This is a genomic window from Billgrantia gudaonensis (assembly GCF_900100195.1).
In the GTDB taxonomy this organism is placed as follows: domain Bacteria; phylum Pseudomonadota; class Gammaproteobacteria; order Pseudomonadales; family Halomonadaceae; genus Halomonas; species Halomonas gudaonensis.
Window position 1 is genome coordinate 25,580 of the sequence record NZ_FNES01000007.1, and the last position, 19,343, is coordinate 44,922.

The following is a 19,343-nucleotide window of genomic DNA, read 5'->3' on the forward strand; positions in this document are numbered from 1 at the left end:
CCTGCCACCCTAGCGTAACGCTGACACGCTCTCCGCTGCGCAGCCATTTCAAACCATTTTGCGCGAATCGTTGAGGGTGCACCCTGCCTTGCACGTTATATGAATGAGAAGCAGAATCATTAACGTGAAAAGGTAGGGTCACATGCCACATTGGAGGTTGCTGTACGCCAAACCGCGGCTACGCCGAACGCTGCTCGAGACGCTCTTCGTCGCCGGGTTCATGGGGGTTCTGGTGCTTCTGCTGGGGCTGCGCGAGGCCCATGCGCAGGAACGAACCCAGCAGCGCTATCGCTTCGACATACCCGAGCAGTCGCTGCTCTATTCGCTGGGCGAATTCACCGCCATCACCAACGTCTCGGTGCTGCGCCCGGACGATCGGGCCATCGATGCCACGGCACCGGCCGTCAGCGGCGAGATGACCGCCGACGCGGCGCTGCGTGCGTTGCTGGAAGGCTCGGGCCTGGAAGTCGAATACCGCAACGCACGTACCGCCGAACTCGTCGAGCCACGGCCCGATACGATGACCACTCGCGGCGATCAGGTGGCGCTCAGCACGCTTACGGTGTCGGCGGACCGCATTGGCGACGACTGGGTTTATCACGAACCGCGCTCGGTCAGCGTGATCTCCCGCGAGCAGATCGACCGCCGACCTCCACGCCATGCCGCCGACATGTTGGAAGAAACAGCAGGCGTATATTCAGCCGTTGACCAACGTGATCCAGGTCTGTCAGTCAATATTCGGGGCATCCAGGATTATGGCCGCGTCAATATGAATATCGACGGTATGCGCCAGAACTATAATCAAAATGGCCACCAGCAACGCAATGGCACTATGTATGTCGACCCTGAACTGATCTCCGAGGTCACTATCGATAAGGGAACCAGCGCGGCCCAAGGGGGCGCTGGTGTACTGGGTGGTATAGCGACTTTCAATACTATCAACGCCAGCGACTTTCTTGATACAGAGAAAGGCTATGGTGGTCGCTTGCGGGCAGGCCATGGTATAGGTGACGAAGGCAATGGCACACACTTCAATGGCAGTGCAGTCGTCGCATTCGGTAATGAAGAAGTGGATGGGATGCTGGCTTACAGTGAGCGAAACTTTGGCGACTACCATGCTGGTTCTTCCGGTGTCGGCAACCTCAGTGACGAGATCGCTTCAGCGTGGCAGCAACCGGAACGACTGCAAATGTTTGTGGATAATCCGGTCGAATATGCCTCCAGCGAGATGGACTCGAAGCTGGCCAAGTTTGGGTGGAACATCGGCTCCAACCCGGACCATAGGCTCCAGTTTACCTACCTGGATACAAGTTCACGAGCCTACGATGCACGATTCGAGAATGTAACGAGAAATGGCGGCGCTGCCGAAGACATCGAGTATAGGCTGCTGGGTGAGAACGACATCACATCAACAAGCTATGGCCTGGATTATACTTATAATCCCCTCGGCAACGATTTGGTCGACTTTTCCTCAAAGTTGTATTTCGTTACCACCGAAAACGAACAATGGAATAACGAACTAGTTACCTCTTCCTATACTACCCCTGATTATACTTCTATCTACCGTACCGATACGTTGGGCGCTCAGGCACAAAATACCTCGCGTTTTGATCTGGGTAGCGCCGGTGATCTGGCAGTCAATTATGGAACCGAGATGTTCCAGGATACCTTCAAACCGGGTGGTGAGCAGGCAGCTCCATCAATTGACACTGACCTGCCGTATGTCGAGGGGCTGACGCCGGAAGGGGAACGCCAGATGGGCAGCCTGTTTGCCAACATCGACTACCAATATGGCGATTGGCTTTCCGTTTGGGGGGGATTGCGTTACGACCATTACCGCCTCAAGGGGCAGACCGGCATGACCACACGCCGGTACATGGACAACACCCCGACCTGGGACCCTGATGGACAAATCCGGCCGGTGCCTATCACCTACGATGTGGATCGTGACGCTGGGCGTCTTTCCCCGACCCTGGGCATCGGTATCAATCCCGGCGTGGACTGGTTGCAGCTTTACACCAGCTATGGCAAGGGCTGGCGACCGCCGGCAGTCACCGAAAGTTTTCAGACGGGGCGCCCGCATGGCGGTGGGTACGAGATGATGTATCCCAACCCCTACCTGGAACCTGAACGTTCGGAAAGCTGGGAGGCTGGCTTCAATATTATCAAGCACGGGCTGCTGACCCAAAATGATCGGTTTGCCGCTAAGGTGGCCTATTTCGATACTAGTATCGACAACTTCACTTACATGGCAACGGGCGTCACTCTCCCTTATGCCTATCACACTGCGTCATTGGGCCAGTCCGCCTACGTCAATAACCTGAGCAACACTCGTTTTCATGGTGTGGAGTACGAGCTCAGTTATGATGCTGGGCTCCTCTATGCGGATTTGAGTTATGCCCAGATGATGGGAAGTAATGAGTTTTGCTATCACCAATATTATCTCGGGGGTGCAAGTCGCCTGGAACCAAGCGGCGAAGTCTTCGAACGAGAGGTTACACTCCCAAGTGGCTTTACCTTTACTCAACGTCAGAGCGGAAAGATATTGGTCGATGACCCTGCGAAAAATGCAAGAGTCAACTGTGGCCTAGCCATGGGTAATGCCGTCTTTATGCCGGCGGACCGTGCCTCGGCCACGCTAGGCTTTCGCTTCCTTGATGGGCAGCTGGATATAGGCGGCAGGCTGCGCTACAGCGAAGGCAATAACGTTGACCATGCGAATCGTAATTATACCCACTACGCCATGGCCGTGTGGCCAAGATACGAGGTCTACGATCTCTACGCTTTCTATCATATGACCGAAAATCTCACCTTCAGCCTGGCCATGGATAACGTTACTGACGAGGCTTACTTGGTCGCGATGGGGGATACGAATCTTTCAAACGTGGCTCTGGCCCGCGGAAGAACCCTTCAGGGCATGCTGGAATATCGTTTCTAGGCCCTGGACAACGATTTCACCCACTCGGGTGAATAAAGATGGAGGGGGATTGGCCTCCTTCATAGCAAATTGAAAAGGAGTAGTACCATGGCATTCGACATTACCTACGACGCACAATACGAAAGCTGGACGCTGGCTGATTACCTTGATAGCTGGTCGTTTAATTTCAATAACTCCAACCATGGGAGCTCGAATACAGGTGGTTTCAACAGTGGTGGTCTGTCCGGTGAGGAGTACGCCATTTCCGGTGCTAACAATTCATACGCCTTTATTGCGGGTAGCGACACGACCGATGGGCTGGCGTATGACATCAATAATCACGTTCTGTCAGGTGAACTGGACAACGTGCAGTTTGGCCACGGCCTGAACGGGCCCTCTGGCGGCTCCTTCGGACTGACTGATTGGGAACTGTCCATCGATGGGCTGGATGCCAGTGGTAGCGGTGCAGGAAATGACGTGCACGATATCGTCTGGGGACTGATGAACGGTGACACCAGTGAGTTGGAGGATTACATCGTCTCCGAAAGCTTGCTGACCCAGTCCGAGTTCGATACTGCGGAACTCGGTGATTTATTCCCCCTCCCGGCCTCTGCGACTGGCGTACAAGAAACCAGCGACCTGGATGTCGCACTGGCCGCCTGAGCGTGGCCCAACGATAAAAAAGGCAAGGGGAGGCCCCTTGCCGTAACGCTTGACTGCCGCGCCACGGGCCTGGTGCCCGGGGCGCGGCACCTTGGCATTGTCGCTGGCGACGGTGCCATGTCAAGCACGACCGCCGTGACCCTGCGATGAGCGAAACCGAATCGTCGTGCGAGTCCCCCGCAAGGGATTCGCCGGAATTTCACGGCTCATCACAAGGGGTAGCCAATCATGGATCCTTCGCGCGGCCAGCCGCAGAACGAAATACGCCGGGCCCTCGGCACCTACCGCGGCGGCCTTCGCGCCGTGGGCGCCTACAGTGCGGTGATCAATCTGCTGATGCTGGTACCGCCGCTCTACATGTTGCAGGTCTACGACCGCGTGCTCGCCTCCGGCAATACCACCACGCTGGCCCTGCTGACGCTGATGGCCGTGGGCCTGTTGGCGCTGATGGGGGCGCTGGAGTACGTGCGCAGCCTGGTGGTGATCCAGGTCGGCGAGCGCATGGACGAGACGTTGAGCGAACGGGTCTACGCTGCCGCCTTCGAGCGGGGGCTGCGGGGCGGCAACGCCCAGGCCGGACAGGCGACCCGGGATCTCGATTCGCTGCGCCAGTTCATCACCGGCAACGCGGTGTTCGCCTTCTTCGATGCGCCCTGGTTTCCCTGCTACCTGCTGGTGATGTTCCTGTTCCATCCGTGGATCGGCTGCCTGGCGCTGGTCGGCGGCGTGCTGCTGATCGCCCTGGCCTGGCTCAACGAGCGGCGTTCCCAGCCGCCGCTGCGCAAGGCAGGCGGCCTTTCGGTGCAGGCCGGCAACATGGCCGATACCCAGTTGCGACACGCCGAGGCGATCGAGGCCATGGGCATGCTGGGCGCGCTGTCCCGCCGCTGGACGCGGCTGCACGGTGGCTTCGTGGCCTTGCAGGGCCTGGCCAGCGAGCGCACGGCGTTGATCACGGCGGTTTCCAAGAGCCTGCGCGTGGCACTGCAATCCCTGGTGCTGGGGCTGGGCGCCTGGCTGGCGGTGGGCGGTGCCATCAGCCCCGGCACCATGATCGCGGGATCGATCCTGATGGGCCGCCTGCTCGGGCCGATCGACCAGGTCATCAATGCCTGGCGGCAGTGGACGTCGACGCGCCTGGCCTATCGGCGCTTGCTGGCGCTGCTGGAGGCCCATCCGCCGCGACGGGCGGGCCTGGAACTGCCGGCACCCCGCGGTGCCGTGTCGGTAGAGCCGGTGAGCGCGGTGCCGCCGGGCGGCAGGGCCCCGACCCTGGTGCAGATCGGCTTCCGGTTGGCGCCGGGCGAGGCCTTGGGCGTCATCGGCCCGTCGGGGTCCGGCAAGTCGACGCTGGCCCGTCTGCTGGTGGGCGTGTGGACGCCGCGGGTGGGATCGGTGCGCCTGGACGGTGCCGAGATCCAGCACTGGGACAAGGCGCGCCTGGGCCCGCATATCGGTTACCTCCCCCAGGACGTGGAGCTGTTCGCCGGCAGCGTGGCGGAGAACATCGCCCGCTTCGACGAACCGGATGCCGAAAAGGTGATCGTGGCGGCCAAGGCCGCCGGCGTTCATGAACTGATCCTGTCGCTGCCGCAGGGCTACGACACGCCCCTCGGCGATGGCGGGGTCGGCCTGTCCGGCGGCCAGCGCCAGCGCATCGCGCTGGCCAGGGCACTGTATGGTCCTCCCGCGCTGGTGGTGCTCGACGAGCCCAACGCCAATCTCGACGAGGCGGGTGAGAAGGCGCTGCTGGCGGCGTTGCAATGGCTGAGCGAACGCGTCGTCACCACGGTACTGATCACCCACCGGCCCCAGGTGCTGAAGGCAACCACCCATCTGCTGGCGCTGAAGGAGGGGCGGCAGGTCAAGTTCGGGCCGACCCAGGAGGTGTTGCGCGCGATGGGGGTCGGAAGCGAACCGGTGCCGGCCGGGGCGACGCGGATCGCCCATGGGCCTTACCAGATGGAGAGCCGGTCGGCGGCAGTCGGCACCGCTCATGCCGCTGGCGGAGGGGCGGGCGCATGACGAGTCTGGCCGATTCTTCCCAAGCACGCGGTGCTGTAACTTCGGCCTCTCCCGACTGGGAGGCGCTGGCCATGCAACGTCGTCGGCGGCGGCCGCGGCGCCTCGCCGCCTGGACTCTGCTCGGCGGGTTCGCCCTGTTCGTCGTCTGGGCGGCGATGGCACCGCTGGACAACGGTGTGGCGGTCCCCGCCACCGTGGTGGTCTCCGGCAGCCGACAGGCGGTGGAGCACCCCAGCGGCGGCATCGTCGAGCGCCTGTGGGTGCAAGAGGGCGACTTGGTTTCCCAGGGGCAGGTGCTGGTCAGCCTGGATGCCACGCGCCACGCCAGCGAGGTGGAGATGCTGGGCGGACAGTACCACGCGGCGGTGGCGGAGATCGCCCGCCTCGAAGCGGAGCGCGACGCCCTCGACAGCGTGGCATTTCCCGAATCCTTGACCGCCGAAGCCGACACCGAACGGCTCGCCGTGCTTGCCCTGCAACGGCAACTGTTCCAGAGCCGGCGCGCTTCGCTCGCCGCGGAACTGGCAGGGCTCGAAGCCAGCCTGGAAGGACAGCGGGCGCGCGTCTCCGGCCTCGAATCCTCTCTGGAGCAGAAGCGGCTGCGGCTCGCCTTCCTGAGTGAGCAGCGCGACAACCTGCGCGGCTTGGCCGAGGCAGGCTACATCCCGCGCAATCGCCTGCTGGAGATCGAGAGCCAGCATGCCCAGCTGCATGGCGAGATCGTCGCCGAACGCGGTTCGTTGGGGCAGGGGCGGCGCCAGATCGACGAACTGGAGCTGCGCATGCAGCAGCGGCGCGACGAGTACCAGCGAGACGTCGGCGATGCCCTGGCCCAGGCCCGCCTGCGCCAGCGCGAGCTGGCGAGTCGCCTGACCTTGGCGGAGTTCGACCTGGCGCATACCCGAATACGCGCGCCGGCGACGGGTATCGTGGTGGGGTTGTCGCACCATACCGAAGGCGGCGTGGTGCAGGCCGGCGACCGGTTGATGGAGATCGTTCCCCGGAACGAGCCGCTGTTGGTGGAGGGGCAGTTGCCGGTGGAGCACATCGACCGGATACGAACCGGACTTCCGGTGGAGCTGGCGTTCACGGCGTTCGAGCGCAGCACCACGCCGCGGGTGCCCGGCGAGGTGACGATGGTTTCCGCCGACCGCCTGGTCGATGAACGAACGGGCACGCCCTACTATCGCATTCGGGTGAAAGTGGCGGCGCACGAGCTGAAAGCGCTGGGCAGTGCCCCGCTGAAGGCCGGCATGCCGGTGGAGGCCTTCGTGCGTACCGGCGAGCGCACCCTGCTCAACTACCTGTTCAAGCCGCTGCTGGATCGGGCGCGTACTGCCTGGGGGGATGCATGAGCCGGCTATCGCATGCGTTGTCCCGTGGGTTGCTGCTGGCCTTGTCGTGCAGCGTCGCTGTGCCGGCCCTGGCACTGGATTTTCGCGAGGCCTACGAGCGGGCGTTGCGCCATGATCCGAGCTGGCTGGCGGCGCGCAGCGAGAGCGCTGCCGGTCGACACGAGCACGCGCTGGGCCGAGCGGCCTTGCTGCCGAACCTGAGCTACCGCTATTCGCGGGCGCGCAACGACTCGGAAGTTCGTCAAAGCACGGCGTTCGGTGAAACCACCCAGGATCTGGATTACACCAGTCATTCCTCTGGCTTCACCCTGACCCAGCCGCTGTTCGATGCGGCGGCATACGCCCAGTACCGTGAGGGCGCGGCGCTGGCCGAGGCCGCCGACCTGAGCCGGGAGCGGGCGCGACAGGCGCTGGCGGTGCGCGTGCTGCAGGCCTATACGGACGTTCTCTATGCCCAGGATGAGATGACGCTGGCCGAAGCCCACCGGCTTGCGTTGCGGGAAGAGGCGCGGCGCAGTCAGCGCTTCGTGGCGAGCGGTGAAGGAACCCTGACCGATCAGTTGGAGGTCGAGGCCCAGTCGCAGGTCATCGAGGCGCAGGTGATCGAGGCGGAGGACCGGCTGCAGGCAGCTCGCAATGAGCTGCAGACCCTGGTCGGTCGGCTGCCGTCAACGGCGTCGCTGGCGCCGTTGCAATCGACATCCCCGACGATGGGCGAGGGCGCGCCGGCGCTGGATCGCTGGCGGGAGTGGGCATTGGCACGCAACCCGGAGCTCGCCGCCGAACGGCAGCGGCTGGAGGCGGCCCGGCAGCGGCTCAATCAGCAGCGAGCCGGACACCTGCCCAGCGTGCGGTTGTTCGCCAGCAGCCGGGTCAGCGACTCGAGCGCCGAAAACCAGGTAGGGCAGCGCTACGACACCGATAGCGTGGGTATCGAGATCGAGGTGCCGCTGTATGCCGGCGGGCGCGTACTGGCTGCCAGCCGTCGCGCCGACGATACGCTCGCGCAGGCGCGCCACGAACTGGACGCGACCACGGCGGAGCTGCTCAACGACCTGGAACGCCAGTACCGCATGGTACTGAGTAGTCGCCGGCGCATCCGGGCTTACCGGAATGCCGTGGCTGCCGCCGGCGCCCGGCTGGAAGCCACTCGACGCAGCATTCTGGGCGGCGAGCGTACCAACCTCGATGCTCTCAATGCCGAGCACCAGCGATTCGAGGCCAAGCGCGACCTGGCCCGCGCCCGCTATGACTACCTGCTCGCCTGGCTGTCGTTGCGCTGGCACGCGGGGGTACTCGATGACGGCGATATCGAGCGGGTAGCGGGAGCCTTTGCCGATTGACGCGTCGGTCGGGAGTCAGGCGGGATCGATCGCCTCGCCGGTGTCAGGCTCAACCGATGGCCTTGCCCTGGCGCCAGTAGCCCATGCTGGTGACGTAGCGCTTGGGCAAGCCGCACTCGTTGACCAGGTAGCGGCGAATGCTCCTTGCCACTCGGGTTTCCGCGGCGATCCAGGCATAGAAGGGCGCGGTGTCATCGAGTGTCGCCGCCTCCCAGAAGGGGCGCTCGTCGTCGAGTTCGTCGGGGGCGTCCGCGGTTTCGGGGGCGCCGCCCAGGGCGCGGATCTCGTCGCTGAGATCGATGTCCTGCATGGCCCGTAACAAGCGCTCGCCGTGGCTGCACCCCGGTTCCGCTTCGCGCGGCAGCCAGTGCAGCTTGGCGTCGTGCGCCAGCGGCTGGATGTCGGCATCGAGCGGAACCTCGACCAGGGCTTCGACCCTGGGACGCCGGGAGCGCGACGCCAGGCTCTCCAGTATGCCGGCCGCCGCCGGCAGGGCGGTTTCGTCGGCGACGATGAGCACCCGCCGCACGTCGCGCGGTGGCTTCCACTCGAAGCCCTGTGCCGGGCCTTCGGCATCGGCGACGGGGGCGGTCATGGCCAGGCGGTCGCCGGGACGGGCACGCAGCGCCCAGCGCGAGGCGGGCCCCGTGTCACCATGCAGGACGAATTCCACGTCGACCTCCCCCTGCTCCGGGCGCAGGGCGCGAATGGTGTAGGTGCGCATCGGCGGTCGCGCCTGCTCGGGCAGGGCGCGATAGGCACCGTACCAGTCGTGCGCTTTCCGCTTGGCGATCTCGAAGAGTCTCTCGAGGTCGCCGTCGGCCGTGGGGAAGAAGAGCTTGATGCGTTGGTCGGGCGCATGGGTGGCCATTCGGCCGACATTCGGACCGGTGAAGGTGAACCTGACCAGCGACGCGCCGACCTGGGTGCGCCGTGCCAGGGTGATATCGAAGAGGCGATAGCTGCTGCGTCCGGCCATGACATGGAACTCCTGTTGGGAGAGTCGAACACTACCAATGATAATAATGATTCTCAATGCTTGGGTGGTTTGAGGGGTCGTGCCGGCTAACGCGTCATGTCGGCCCCTTGTTACGGAACCGCCGTCCTGCCGTGAGTGAAACGGGCGACCGGCAGGGCACTTGCTCGCCGGGCAACGCTGGGGCATGGTCGATCGAACGTGACGCTCGAACAGGACGGGAAGGCCCATGCCCTACGATCTCAGTGAACGCCTGGTCATCGGACTGGCATCCAGTGCGCTCTTCGATCTGGCCGAATCCGACCGGGTGTTTCGTGAGCAGGGCGAGGCGGCCTATCGTGTCTACCAGCGCGACAACGAGGACGTTCCCCTCGGCACCGGCGTGGCCTTTCCGTTCATCAAGCGCCTGCTGTCGCTCAACGAGCTGAGCCCGGAGAATCCGCCCATCGAGGTGGTGCTGCTGTCGCGCAACGACCCGGAAACCGGGCTGCGGGTGATGAAGTCGATCGAGCATCATGAGCTGGGCATCACCCGGGCGATCTTCCTGCAGGGGCGCTATCCCCACCGCTTCATACCCGCGCTGAACATCAGCCTCTTCCTGTCCGCCAATCGCCAGGACGTCGATCAGGCGATCCTGGCCGGCCATCCGGCGGGGCAGGTGCTGTCGTCGGGCGATCTCGACCTGACCGACGAGGAGGAACTGCGCATCGCTTTCGATTTCGACGGCGTGCTGGTGACCGACGAGTCGGAAACCATCTATCAGGAGCAGGGGATCGAGGCGTTTCGCGAATACGAGCGGGCCAACGCTCAGGTGCCTGCCGAGTCGGGGCTGTTGGCCACCTTTCTGCGCAAGCTGGCGCACATCCAGGCGCTGGAAAAACTGCGCGAGGAGGAGACCCTGGGCGCCTATCGGCCCAGGGTGCGGGTTTCCATCGTCACCGCCCGTAACGCCCCGGCGCATGAGCGGGTCATTCACACCATGCGCAGCTGGGGAGTGACCGTCAACGAAGCCTATTTTCTCGGTGGCATCGCCAAGGAGCACGTTCTCGGCATCATCGAGCCGCACATCTTCTTCGACGACCAGGCCTCTCACCTATCGGCGACCAGCGATAGGCTGCCGTCGGTGCACGTACCGTTCGGGCAGCTCAATCAGTCCGTGGGGCGAGGAGACCTGGGGCAGGACTAGAGGACGGTGCGCTCGGGGAAAACTGCATGAACTATGCTGAGGGCACGGGCCCGGGTGGCCCTTGCATTCACAGGAACGCATGCAGGAGGTATGTCATGAAGCTGTCGACCCCCCTTGGCCACGGATTGCTGCACCTGCTGCCCGCCGCTCTGCTGGTCGCGGCGGCCCCTGCACTGGCCGCCGAGGGCCACGACCTGACCTTCGCCGGCGACGGCACCTTCAACACGCCCCACGGCGGCCAGACGGTCGAGGTGGCGGTGTATGACGTCACGGCGGGCGAGGTGGTGGCCACCGAATCCACCACCGTGGAGCAGACAGAGGATCCGGCGTTCTCCGTCAGCTTCGAGGGCGTCCTCGAGGAGGGCAGGCTCTACGACGTGCACTACTGGATCGATTCCAACTTCGGCGAGGGCAGCGAGGGCCGCTGCGATCCGGTGAGCGTGGATCACCAGTGGCGCGTGGCGCTGACGGACGTCAGCGAAGCGCTCGATCTCGAGGTGGGCCACGACCCCTCCGCGCAGGCGCCCGTCTGCACCAGCTTCGAGTGATGCTCCGGCCGCCGGGCCCGTGAAGGGGCCGGCGCTGTCGGCTTTCCGCGATTCCGCCTCGACGCGTTGCTTCTCCCCCTGCCTGCGCCAAAGCCGGTAGGGCGCAGAGGCAGCGTAGGCCATGGCGCCGGCGTAGCAGGTGCAGGTGCCATCAACGCCTGGCTTGCGGTACGCTCTGGGGTTCATAACGAATGAGCGCGGCCCCGCGCCGCCGTGCTGGACAGACAAGGGAACCCTGCCATGAACCGCATCAAGACGTTGACCCTGGCCGTGGTCGCCACCGCCCTGGCCGCCTCCTCGCTCTCCGCCCAGTCGCGGGAATTCCGCTTGGGGCTGATCACCCCGCCGCAGCACCTGTGGTCCACCGAGGCCGAGGCCTTCGCCGAGACGCTCGCCGAGCGTTCCGAAGGCGAGCACAGCGTCAGCGTTTTTCCGGCACAGCAGTTGGGCAACGAGGCGCAGATGGTTCAGCAACTGCAGACCGGTGCGCTGGACATGGCGTTTCTGACCATCGCCGAGATTTCCAACCGCATTCCCGATTTCGGCGCGCTGTACGCCCCTTACCTGGTGGACGACGTCGACCATGCCGCGGCGTTGCTGCGTTCCGACACCGCCGGCGAACTGCTCGAACTGATGCCCCAGGGCGTGGGCCTGGTGGGGATGGGGTACGGCATGGTGGGCATGCGCCAGGTGCTCAGCCGCGAGCCCATCGAGAGCGCCGAGGACCTCGAAGGCATGCGTCTGCGCATCACCCCCTTCGAGCCGATTCGCGACTTCTACACGGCCACCGGTGCCGCCCCCGAGCCGATGCCGCTGCTCGAAGTCTACGATGCCCTGGCCAACGGCCAGGTGGACGCCATCGACATGGACTTCGATTCCATCCTGATCCTCAAATTCTACGAGCAGGCCGAGAACCTGCTGATCTCCAATCACATGATGTTTCCCATGGTGGGCGTGGTCTCCGGCCGCGTGTGGCGCGAGCTCGACGAGTCGGATCGCGAGCTGATCGAGACGACCATGTCGGAGCATCTGGAGAACGTGCTGACCGGTTTCCAGGAGATGGACGCCGCTCAGGAGGAGGAGATTCGCCAGCTCGACCTGAACATCGTCGAGGCCGACGCCGAGTTCTTCTCCGAGGCCATCGACGAGTGGGAGGCCACCTGGGCCGAGAAAGCGCCGATGCTCGAGGCGCTGCGCGAGGAAGCCGAGCAGCTGCGCCAGTAAGGGGAGCCGATGCTGTCGCACCTCTCCGGCCGTCTGGCCCGCCTGGAGGAGATCGCCGCCGCCACACTGGCAGCGGCGGTCACCCTGCTGATCCTGCTCAACGTGGCCTTCCGGGCCGCGGGCAGTCCGCTCTACTGGGTCAGCGAACTGGCCATCTATGCCATGATCTGGATGACCTTCCTGATCGCCGCAGCGGTGCTCAAGCGGCGTCAGGGCATCGCCGTGACGCTGCTCGCCGATGCCCTGCCCCAGGCGGCACGCCGCTGGCTCGAGGTCTTCGTCGACGCCGTCGTACTGCTCTTCGCCGTGCTGCTGCTGTGGCTGTGCTGGCGCTGGTACCAACCGCTGACCCTCGCCCGACTGGGGTTCGACCTCCAGGCGTTCCAAGGTGAGACCTTCAATTTCATCTATGCCGAGAACACCCAGACCCTGGGGGTGCGCAAGTTCTGGGTGTGGCTGATCGTGCCGTGGTTCGCGGTGTCGCTCACTTTCCATGGGCTGGCCAATCTGGGGATGGCCGTGCGCGGGTTGCGCGATGCTCGAACGGCATCCACTACCCCGGGGGCTGGCCCATGACCATTGCCGCCTTCGTCCTGCTGCTGTTCGGGGCCGTGCCCATCGCCCTGGTTCTGGGACTCACCGCCATGGTGTACATCCAGGCGTCGGGCAACACGGTGCTGTTCGAGTCCTATCCCCAGCAGCTGTTCGCCGCCATCGAGAGCTACGGCCTGCTGGCGATTCCGCTGTTCATGCTGGCCGGCGAGCTGATGAACGAGGGCGGCGTCACGCGGCGCTTGATCGACCTGGCGCGACTGCTGGTGGGTGGTTTTCGCGGGGGGCTCGCCTACATCAATCTGGTGGCCAACATGATGATGGCATCCATCGTCGGTTCGGCCGCCTCGCAGATCGCCATCATGTCGCGGGCCATGGTGCCGGCCATGGAGGCCGAGGGCTACGACCGCCCTTATAGCGCGGCGATCACCGCCGCTGGCGGGCTGCTCTCGCCGATCATCCCCCCCTCGATGCTGTTCGTGCTGTTCGGGGTCATGGCCCAGGTGCCGATCGCCGAGATGTTCATCGCCGGGATCTTGCCGGGGCTGCTGCTGGGGCTCGCCTTCTTTCTGGCCATTGCCGTGGTGGGCATCCGTCAGCAGTATCCCAAGGGTCGCTGGCCGAGTCGTTACGAGGCGCGTCGGGCGCTGGTGATGGGGCTGCCGGCGCTCGGCATTCCGCTGATCATCATCGGCGGCATCCTGCTGGGCGTGGCCACGCCCACCGAGTCGGCGGCGCTGGCCTCGCTCGACGCACTGTTGCTGGGGCGTTTCCTCTACGGCGAACTGCGCCTGGCGTGCCTGCCGATGGTACTGCAGCGTACGGCGATGAACGCCGGGCTGGTGATCATGCTCATCGCCGCCGCCGGCGTGTTCGGCTGGGTGGTGACCTACGAGCGCCTGCCGCAGCTCGCGGCAGCGGGAATCGCCGCCTTGACCACCGATCCGTTCCTGTTCCTGCTGCTGCTGGTGGGCGTGCTGCTGCTGGTGGGCATGATCATCGACGGCATCGCCGCGCTGATCCTGGTGGTGCCCATTCTGCTGCCCATCGCCGAGCAACAGTTCGGCGTGAGCCCCTATCAGTTCGGGGTGGTGGTGTGCCTGACTCTGGTGCTGGGCCTGCTGACGCCCCCGGTGGGGGCGGGGCTCTACATCGCCTCGTCGATGACCGGCACGCCACCCCTGCGCATCTTCCGCGCGCTGCTGCCGTTCCTGCTGGCGAGCCTGGCCACCCTGGTGCTGCTGGCCTGGCAGCCGTGGCTGACCGAGTGGCTCATCTCGCGCTGAGAGCCGTCACCGGCTGGCCGTCAGGCTCCCTGCCACCACCAGCAGTGCGGCTACCGGCAGGCGCCAGTCCGGGGGCGTCACTCCGCTCACTACCAGGAACAGGGTGGCGAGTACCGGTACGCCGTGGGCCAGGTTGCCCAGGTGCCGGCCATTGGGCGCTTTCAGGGCGTAGTCCCAGGCCAGCATGGCGATGCCGTAGGGGCCCAGGCCCAGGGCCGCCATGGCCAGCAACGCCGGAGCCGAGGGCATCTCGCTGACGCCTTCCAGCAGCAAGCTGGCGCTGCCGGTGATCACGCTGGCGATGAGCAGCAGGTGCGGCATGCGCTCGCCGAGGCGCCAGCCGGGCACCTGGCAGGCCAGCGAATAAAGCGCCCAGCAGAGGGCTGCCGCCAGCGCCAGCAGGTAGCCGTGCCAGGCGCCGGAGAAGCCGCCCGCCATGGCTTGCGGAAGCACCAGCAGGGCACCCCCCGAGAATGCCAGGCCGGTACCGGCCAGCGTGGCCGGTGACAGCCGCCGCCGCGCCAGCCACTGGCTCGCCAGCAGGAAGAGGACCGGCCAGGTGTAGGTGATCAGTGCCGCCTCGGCGGCCGGTGCCAAGGAGAGGCTGGCGAAGCAGGCGCCCACGGCACCGGCCACCAGTAGCGAAACCCCACCGTACACCGCCACGCCATGTCGCTGCGCCAGGGGCGGTTCGGTCCGCCGCCGGCGCTGTGCCATGGGCAGGGTGCCCAGTGCGCCGGCCAGCAAGGCCAGTGCCGAAAGCCTCAGGGGAGGAACGCTTCCGGCAGCGGCCACCAGCAGCGGCACCAAGGCCCACAGCACGACCGCCAGTCCGGCCGCGCCGGCGCCATGCCACGTCGTTCGGGTGAGCCGTGGAGTTTGCAGCTGCATGGTGGCGACCTCCTGTGTCGGGGGATGGCGTCGCCATGCTAGCCGGTCCACAATCATCACGATAACGATCGTTCTTGATGTCATTGATCAATGATGGTGATGAATTCATGCGTGCCCCGACCCTCGACCTTGGCCTGCTGCGTACCCTGGTGGCCGTGGCCGATACCGGCAGCGTGACGGCAGCGGCACGTCGCCTGGCCTATACCCAGTCCACCGTGAGCATGCAGCTCGGCCGTCTGGAGAGCCTGCTGGACGTTTCCCTGCACGAGCGACAAGGCCGGCGCATTCGCTTCACGGCCGAGGGTGAGCGGTTGCTGGGGCATGCGCGCCGGCTGCTGGCGCTCAACGACGAGGCGCTGGCCGACATGCGCACGCGGCGCATCACCGGCGAGCTGAACCTGGGCATTCCCGAGGACTATGCGCCGCTGCTCACCTCGGTGTTCACCGACTTCCATCAGCTCTATCCCGATGTGGGGCTGCAGGTGGCGTGTGGCACCAGTGCCGACCTCGTCGAGCGGGTGCGGGCCGATGAGCTGGACATGGCGCTGGTCACTCGCCAGCGTCGCTCACCGGGTGGCGAGGTGATCCGTCGCGAGCCGTTGGCCTGGGCGGTGGGGCTGGAGCGTCAGCCGGCGCTTTCGGACCCGCTGCCGCTGGCGCTCTATTCGCCGGGAGCCGACCTGTTCCGCGAGGTGGCGGAAGAGGCGCTGGCCGCGGCGGGACGGGACTGGCGGGTGGCCTACACCAGTCAGTCCATGGCCGGGTTGGCGCCGGTGGTGCAGGCGGGGCTGGCCATCGTGGTGGTCACTCGCAGCATGCTGGGGCCTCAGCTGCGGGCGCTGGGCGAAACCAGTGGCCTGCCGCCTCTGCCCGCCGTGGAGCTGGCCCTGCACCGCGCCGCGCGCCGCCCCACCGAGCCGGCCCGACGCCTGGCCGAGCTGATATGGGAAGAGCTTTCGCCAAGGAACGCGAGCTGAACGGCAATGCCGGCTCGAAGACTCCAATCCTGACCGTTATACTCGGGTATCAACTCATCGGCCGTGCTGCCCCGACGATCGGAGTCGCCATGTTTCCCGAGTTCACCCTGCGCTATGCCCGCCTGCCCGAGCGCTTCTACCTGCGCTTCGAGCCCGTGCCGGTACCCGAGCCGCGACTGGTGGCTTTCAACCGGCCGCTGGCCGAAGAACTGGGCTTCGACCTGGGCCGCTTCGATGCCGAGGAGGCGGCGGTGTGGTTTTCCGGCAACGTGGTGCCGCGCGGCGCCGAGCCCATTGCCCAGGCCTACGCCGGGCATCAGTTCGGCCAGTTCAATCCGCGCCTGGGCGACGGTCGTGCGGTGCTGCTCGGCGAAGTGACCGACCGTGAGGGCCGGCTGCGCGACATCCAGCTCAAGGGGGCGGGGATGACGCCGTTCTCGCGGGGGGCCGACGGACGTGCGCCGCTGGGCCCGGTACTGCGCGAGTATCTGGTCAGCGAGGCGATGCATGCGCTGGGCGTGCCTACCACTCGCGCGCTGGCCGCGGTGACCACCGGCGAGCGGGTGTTCCGCCGAGTGCCGGAGCCCGGTGCGGTGTTGACGCGGGTGGCCGCGAGCCACCTGCGCGTGGGGACCTTCCAGTACTTCGCCGCACGCGGCGACGTCGAAGCGGTGCGTATCCTGGCCGACATGGCCATCGAGCGCCACTATCCACGCTTGCTGGAGTCGACCGCCGCCGAGCCCGCCGGGGAGCGTTATCTGGCGCTGATCGAGGCCATGGCGAACCGCCAGGCGTCACTGCTGGCTCAGTGGATGGGGCTGGGCTTCATCCATGGGGTGATGAACACCGACAACTGCAGCATCGCCGGCGAGACCATCGACTACGGTCCCTGTGCGTTCATGGAGGCCTATTCGCCGACCACGGTGTTCAGCTCCATCGACGAGGAGGGCCGCTATGCCTATCGCAACCAGCCGTGGATCGCCCAGTGGAACCTGGCGCGCTTCGCCGAGACGCTGATTCCGCTGATCGACGACGATCAGCACGCGGCCATCGACAAGGCCACCCAGGTCATCGAGGCGTACGAGCCGCGCTATGAGGCCGAATGGCTGACGGTGATGCGTGCCAAGCTGGGTCTGGCAACGCAAGAGGAGAGCGACCGCGAACTGGCCGAGGGCTTCCTCGAGACGCTGCAGACTGGCCGCGCCGATTTCACCCTGGGCTTTCGCCGCCTGGCCGAGGCGGTGGAGTCGGATGCCCCCGGGCTGCTCGAGCTCTTCGAGCGCGCCGAGGGCATCGAGCGCTGGCTGCCGCGCTGGCGCCAGCGTCTGGCAAGCGAGGCGGTGACGGCGAACGAGATCGTCGCCCGGCTCGAAGCCGCGAATCCGCTCTATATTCCTCGCAACCACCAGGTGCAGGCGGTGATCGATGCCGCCGAGCAGGACGACTTCGGCCCCTTCGAGACGCTGCGCGAGGTGCTGGCCGCACCTTTCTCCCGACAGTCAGGCCGTGAGGCCCTTGCCCGGCCGGCCGAGCCGACCGAACGGGTGTTGCGCACCTTCTGCGGTACTTGAGCCGGGGCCAGAAGGGACTCTGCGCGCCACGTTCGGTGTGGTTCCCGAAGCGCGAGTGAGCGTCGGTTTTCTGCAGGCAATGGCCGGTGTCGCTCCCGTCCGCACTCGACGCGATCCGCGTTGGATGCGCCTCGAACTGGCTCCATGGCACCCTCGGCGAGTTGACAGCCGTGAAAAGGCGCACTCATATTGACGTGGCGGAATAATAAAACTCACCAACGCGCGAGAACGTCATGAAAGGAATAAAAGCATCGCTTCTGCCCGCCGCCCTGATGGGAACCCTGGTCATCGGCAGCGGGCTGGCCACGACGGCCTCTGCACAGGATCCCTACACGGTTGGCGTTGAGGCCTCCTTCCCGCCCTGGGCCTATGTGGAGGGGGGTGAATTCAAGGGCATCGCCATCGACGCCATGGAGGCGATCGCCGAGGAGGTCGGCATCGAGATCGAGTTTCAGGACATGCCTTTCCCGTCACTGATTCCGGCACTGGCGGCGGAGAAGATCGATATCCTCGCCACCGGCCTCACCGTCACCGAAGAGCGTAGCCAAAACATCGATTTCACCATCCCTTGGTGGGAAACCAACGACGTGGTGCTGGTGCCCGAAGACTCCGATCTCAACGTCTTTACCGCCGTATGCTGCGGGGCCCGCATTGGCGTTCAGGGTGGCTCTTCACAGCAGGCATGGATGGAAGAGAACGTGGTCAACTCCAGCGATATCGACGTCGAGCTGGCCAAATACGACAATTACGTCACTGCCGTGGATGACATGGCGATCGGTCGTATCTCCTCGGTCATCGTCGACGACACCTCCGCCCAGGAGTACATCAACGCCGGTAAGCCGGTGAAGATGGCGGGCAAGATATTCATCCGTGCGCCGCTGGCGCTGGCGGTATCCAAGGACGATCCCCAGGAGATCCTGGGAGACTTGAATCAGGGCATCCTGGCCATTTACGAGTCCGGCGAGTGGAGCGAGATCGTCGACGAGTACATCCCCGGTGTCGCTGTCCCGGCGATTCCTGGCCACATGCCGGATTTCGTCGACACCTACCAGAAACCGGTGGCCGGTCTTCCCGAGCTGGGTAACGAATGAGTCGCTGTGACATGGGCGCCCTCCCTTGGGGGGCGCCCGTCACGTCAGGGAAGTCGGCATGGACATCTACGACGTACTGCTACGCGATTTCCCCTTCCTGTTGAAGGGGCTGGGGGTGGCCATCGTGCTGTTGGCCGCCCTGTTGGCGATCGGTTTCGTGCTGGGCATGGCTATCTGCCTGGTGCAGCTCTATGGCCCCAGGACCCGGCTGATACAGTGGCCGCTGACCCTCTATGAGCGGGTGTTCAGGGGGGTGCCGATCATCATCATGCTGTTCATCTTCTTCTATGGCATATCGGGTGTCATCGACATCTCGGCCTTCGGCGCCGCCATACTGGCCATGGGGCTGCGTTCGGCGGCCTATCAGTCGCAGATATTCCGCAGTGCCTTCCAGTCGGTGCCAGCCGGGCAGATGATGGCCGCCCGAGCCATGGGAATGTCCAAGGTCAAGGCGATTCGCCACATCGTCTTCCCTCAGGCGTCGCGGCATGCCATCGGTCCCTGGACCAACGAGTTCTCCTCGGAGATCAAGGAGACCTCCCTGGCCTATGTCATCGGGGTGGTCGAGCTGACCCGCCAGGCGCATTACATCATTACCAGTACCCAGGGCAACGTGTTGACGGTGTTCGCCGTGGTGGCGCTGCTGTATTTCATCCTCAATCGGACAGGCAACAGCCTGCTGTATGCCCTTGAACGCAAGCTGGCCGTGCCGGGCTTCGAAAAATGATGCGAGAGGAA

General features: G+C 65.1%; 16 protein-coding genes. 14 read left to right on the plus strand and 2 right to left on the minus strand.

The genetic code is table 11. The features are described 5' to 3' along the window. Positions 1 to 142: 142 nt before the first annotated feature. The 5 genes from BLP96_RS09740 to BLP96_RS09760 all read left to right on the plus strand — a co-directional run bounded on the left by BLP96_RS09740 (position 143) and on the right by BLP96_RS09760 (position 8,303). Positions 143 to 2,938, plus strand: a complete 2,796-nt coding sequence (locus BLP96_RS09740) for a TonB-dependent receptor (RefSeq protein ID WP_089685595.1) — start codon at positions 143 to 145, stop codon at positions 2,936 to 2,938. Positions 2,939 to 3,025: 87 nt separating this feature from the next. Further along, complete coding sequence (locus tag BLP96_RS09745) at positions 3,026 to 3,580, plus strand: heme acquisition protein HasA (RefSeq protein WP_089685597.1); 555 nt, start codon at positions 3,026 to 3,028, stop codon at positions 3,578 to 3,580. Positions 3,581 to 3,808: 228 nt separating this feature from the next. Further along, on the plus strand, positions 3,809 to 5,605 hold the full coding sequence (locus tag BLP96_RS09750; RefSeq protein ID WP_089685599.1) for a type I secretion system permease/ATPase: 1,797 nt from the start codon (positions 3,809 to 3,811) through the stop codon (positions 5,603 to 5,605). Next, entirely contained in the window at positions 5,602 to 6,960 is a 1,359-nt protein-coding gene (locus BLP96_RS09755) for an HlyD family type I secretion periplasmic adaptor subunit (RefSeq protein ID WP_089685601.1), read from the plus strand. Before BLP96_RS09750 ends, BLP96_RS09755 begins: the two co-directional genes overlap by 4 nt. Then, positions 6,957 to 8,303: a TolC family outer membrane protein gene (locus BLP96_RS09760; protein ID WP_089685603.1), complete on the plus strand. Its 1,347-nt coding sequence runs from the start codon at positions 6,957 to 6,959 to the stop codon at positions 8,301 to 8,303. The genes BLP96_RS09755 and BLP96_RS09760 overlap by 4 nt, the downstream gene beginning before the upstream one ends. Before the next feature lie 49 nt (positions 8,304 to 8,352). Here the strand turns inward: BLP96_RS09760 and BLP96_RS09765 are convergent, their stop codons facing one another. Next, positions 8,353 to 9,282: a siderophore-interacting protein gene (locus tag BLP96_RS09765; RefSeq protein WP_089685605.1), complete on the minus strand. Its 930-nt coding sequence runs from the start codon at positions 9,280 to 9,282 to the stop codon at positions 8,353 to 8,355. Positions 9,283 to 9,508: 226 nt separating this feature from the next. Between BLP96_RS09765 and BLP96_RS09770 the strand changes: the two genes are divergently transcribed. The 5 genes from BLP96_RS09770 (at position 9,509) to BLP96_RS09790 (ending at position 14,075) form a co-directional block, all read left to right on the plus strand. Then, positions 9,509 to 10,465 (plus strand): 5'-nucleotidase, encoded by a 957-nt coding sequence (locus BLP96_RS09770; RefSeq protein WP_089685607.1) that lies wholly within the window; start codon positions 9,509 to 9,511, stop codon positions 10,463 to 10,465. Positions 10,466 to 10,560: 95 nt separating this feature from the next. Next, positions 10,561 to 11,013, plus strand: a complete 453-nt coding sequence (locus BLP96_RS09775) for a hypothetical protein (protein WP_089685609.1) — start codon at positions 10,561 to 10,563, stop codon at positions 11,011 to 11,013. A 240-nt stretch (positions 11,014 to 11,253) separates the two neighbouring features. Further along, positions 11,254 to 12,237, plus strand: coding sequence for a TRAP transporter substrate-binding protein (locus BLP96_RS09780; protein ID WP_089685611.1), 984 nt, complete (start codon positions 11,254 to 11,256; stop codon positions 12,235 to 12,237). A gap of 9 nt (positions 12,238 to 12,246) precedes the next feature. Next, entirely contained in the window at positions 12,247 to 12,813 is a 567-nt protein-coding gene (locus tag BLP96_RS09785; protein ID WP_089685612.1) for a TRAP transporter small permease, read from the plus strand. Then, the gene (locus BLP96_RS09790; protein WP_089685614.1) at positions 12,810 to 14,075 is read left to right on the plus strand and encodes a TRAP transporter large permease; all 1,266 of its coding nucleotides are present in this window, start codon (positions 12,810 to 12,812) and stop codon (positions 14,073 to 14,075) included. The genes BLP96_RS09785 and BLP96_RS09790 overlap by 4 nt, the downstream gene beginning before the upstream one ends. Before the next feature lie 6 nt (positions 14,076 to 14,081). Here BLP96_RS09790 and BLP96_RS09795 read toward each other — a convergent pair whose 3' ends face one another. Further along, entirely contained in the window at positions 14,082 to 14,966 is an 885-nt protein-coding gene (locus BLP96_RS09795) for a DMT family transporter (protein WP_089685615.1), read from the minus strand. 107 nt (positions 14,967 to 15,073) lie between these two features. Between BLP96_RS09795 and BLP96_RS09800 the strand changes: the two genes are divergently transcribed. The 4 genes from BLP96_RS09800 (at position 15,074) to BLP96_RS09815 (ending at position 19,332) form a co-directional block, all read left to right on the plus strand. Beyond that, positions 15,074 to 15,943 (plus strand): LysR substrate-binding domain-containing protein, encoded by an 870-nt coding sequence (locus BLP96_RS09800; protein ID WP_089685899.1) that lies wholly within the window; start codon positions 15,074 to 15,076, stop codon positions 15,941 to 15,943. Between the two features lie 89 nt (positions 15,944 to 16,032). Next, a complete protein-coding gene (locus BLP96_RS09805; protein WP_089685617.1) occupies positions 16,033 to 17,514 on the plus strand; it encodes a protein adenylyltransferase SelO in 1,482 nt (493 codons plus the stop codon). Between the two features lie 233 nt (positions 17,515 to 17,747). After that, complete coding sequence (locus BLP96_RS09810) at positions 17,748 to 18,605, plus strand: ABC transporter substrate-binding protein (RefSeq protein WP_089685619.1); 858 nt, start codon at positions 17,748 to 17,750, stop codon at positions 18,603 to 18,605. A gap of 58 nt (positions 18,606 to 18,663) precedes the next feature. Further along, positions 18,664 to 19,332: an amino acid ABC transporter permease gene (locus tag BLP96_RS09815; protein ID WP_089685621.1), complete on the plus strand. Its 669-nt coding sequence runs from the start codon at positions 18,664 to 18,666 to the stop codon at positions 19,330 to 19,332. Positions 19,333 to 19,343: the final 11 nt, after the last annotated feature.

What these genes read in the sequence shown, in the direction of transcription:
- BLP96_RS09755 (WP_089685601.1), top strand. Translation starts at nt 5,602, where the DNA reads ATGACGAGTCTGGCCGATTCTTCCCAAGCACGCGGTGCTGTAACTTCG.
- BLP96_RS09800 (WP_089685899.1), top strand. Translation starts at nt 15,074, where the DNA reads ATGCGTGCCCCGACCCTCGACCTTGGCCTGCTGCGTACCCTGGTGGCC.
- BLP96_RS09785 (WP_089685612.1), top strand. Translation starts at nt 12,247, where the DNA reads ATGCTGTCGCACCTCTCCGGCCGTCTGGCCCGCCTGGAGGAGATCGCC.
- BLP96_RS09790 (WP_089685614.1), top strand. Translation starts at nt 12,810, where the DNA reads ATGACCATTGCCGCCTTCGTCCTGCTGCTGTTCGGGGCCGTGCCCATC.
- BLP96_RS09815 (WP_089685621.1), top strand. Translation starts at nt 18,664, where the DNA reads ATGGACATCTACGACGTACTGCTACGCGATTTCCCCTTCCTGTTGAAG.
- BLP96_RS09780 (WP_089685611.1), top strand. Translation starts at nt 11,254, where the DNA reads ATGAACCGCATCAAGACGTTGACCCTGGCCGTGGTCGCCACCGCCCTG.
- BLP96_RS09740 (WP_089685595.1), top strand. Translation starts at nt 143, where the DNA reads ATGCCACATTGGAGGTTGCTGTACGCCAAACCGCGGCTACGCCGAACG.
- BLP96_RS09745 (WP_089685597.1), top strand. Translation starts at nt 3,026, where the DNA reads ATGGCATTCGACATTACCTACGACGCACAATACGAAAGCTGGACGCTG.
- BLP96_RS09760 (WP_089685603.1), top strand. Translation starts at nt 6,957, where the DNA reads ATGAGCCGGCTATCGCATGCGTTGTCCCGTGGGTTGCTGCTGGCCTTG.
- BLP96_RS09795 (WP_089685615.1), bottom strand. Translation starts at nt 14,966, where the DNA reads ATGCAGCTGCAAACTCCACGGCTCACCCGAACGACGTGGCATGGCGCC.
- BLP96_RS09805 (WP_089685617.1), top strand. Translation starts at nt 16,033, where the DNA reads ATGTTTCCCGAGTTCACCCTGCGCTATGCCCGCCTGCCCGAGCGCTTC.
- BLP96_RS09770 (WP_089685607.1), top strand. Translation starts at nt 9,509, where the DNA reads ATGCCCTACGATCTCAGTGAACGCCTGGTCATCGGACTGGCATCCAGT.
- BLP96_RS09775 (WP_089685609.1), top strand. Translation starts at nt 10,561, where the DNA reads ATGAAGCTGTCGACCCCCCTTGGCCACGGATTGCTGCACCTGCTGCCC.
- BLP96_RS09750 (WP_089685599.1), top strand. Translation starts at nt 3,809, where the DNA reads ATGGATCCTTCGCGCGGCCAGCCGCAGAACGAAATACGCCGGGCCCTC.
- BLP96_RS09810 (WP_089685619.1), top strand. Translation starts at nt 17,748, where the DNA reads ATGAAAGGAATAAAAGCATCGCTTCTGCCCGCCGCCCTGATGGGAACC.
- BLP96_RS09765 (WP_089685605.1), bottom strand. Translation starts at nt 9,282, where the DNA reads ATGGCCGGACGCAGCAGCTATCGCCTCTTCGATATCACCCTGGCACGG.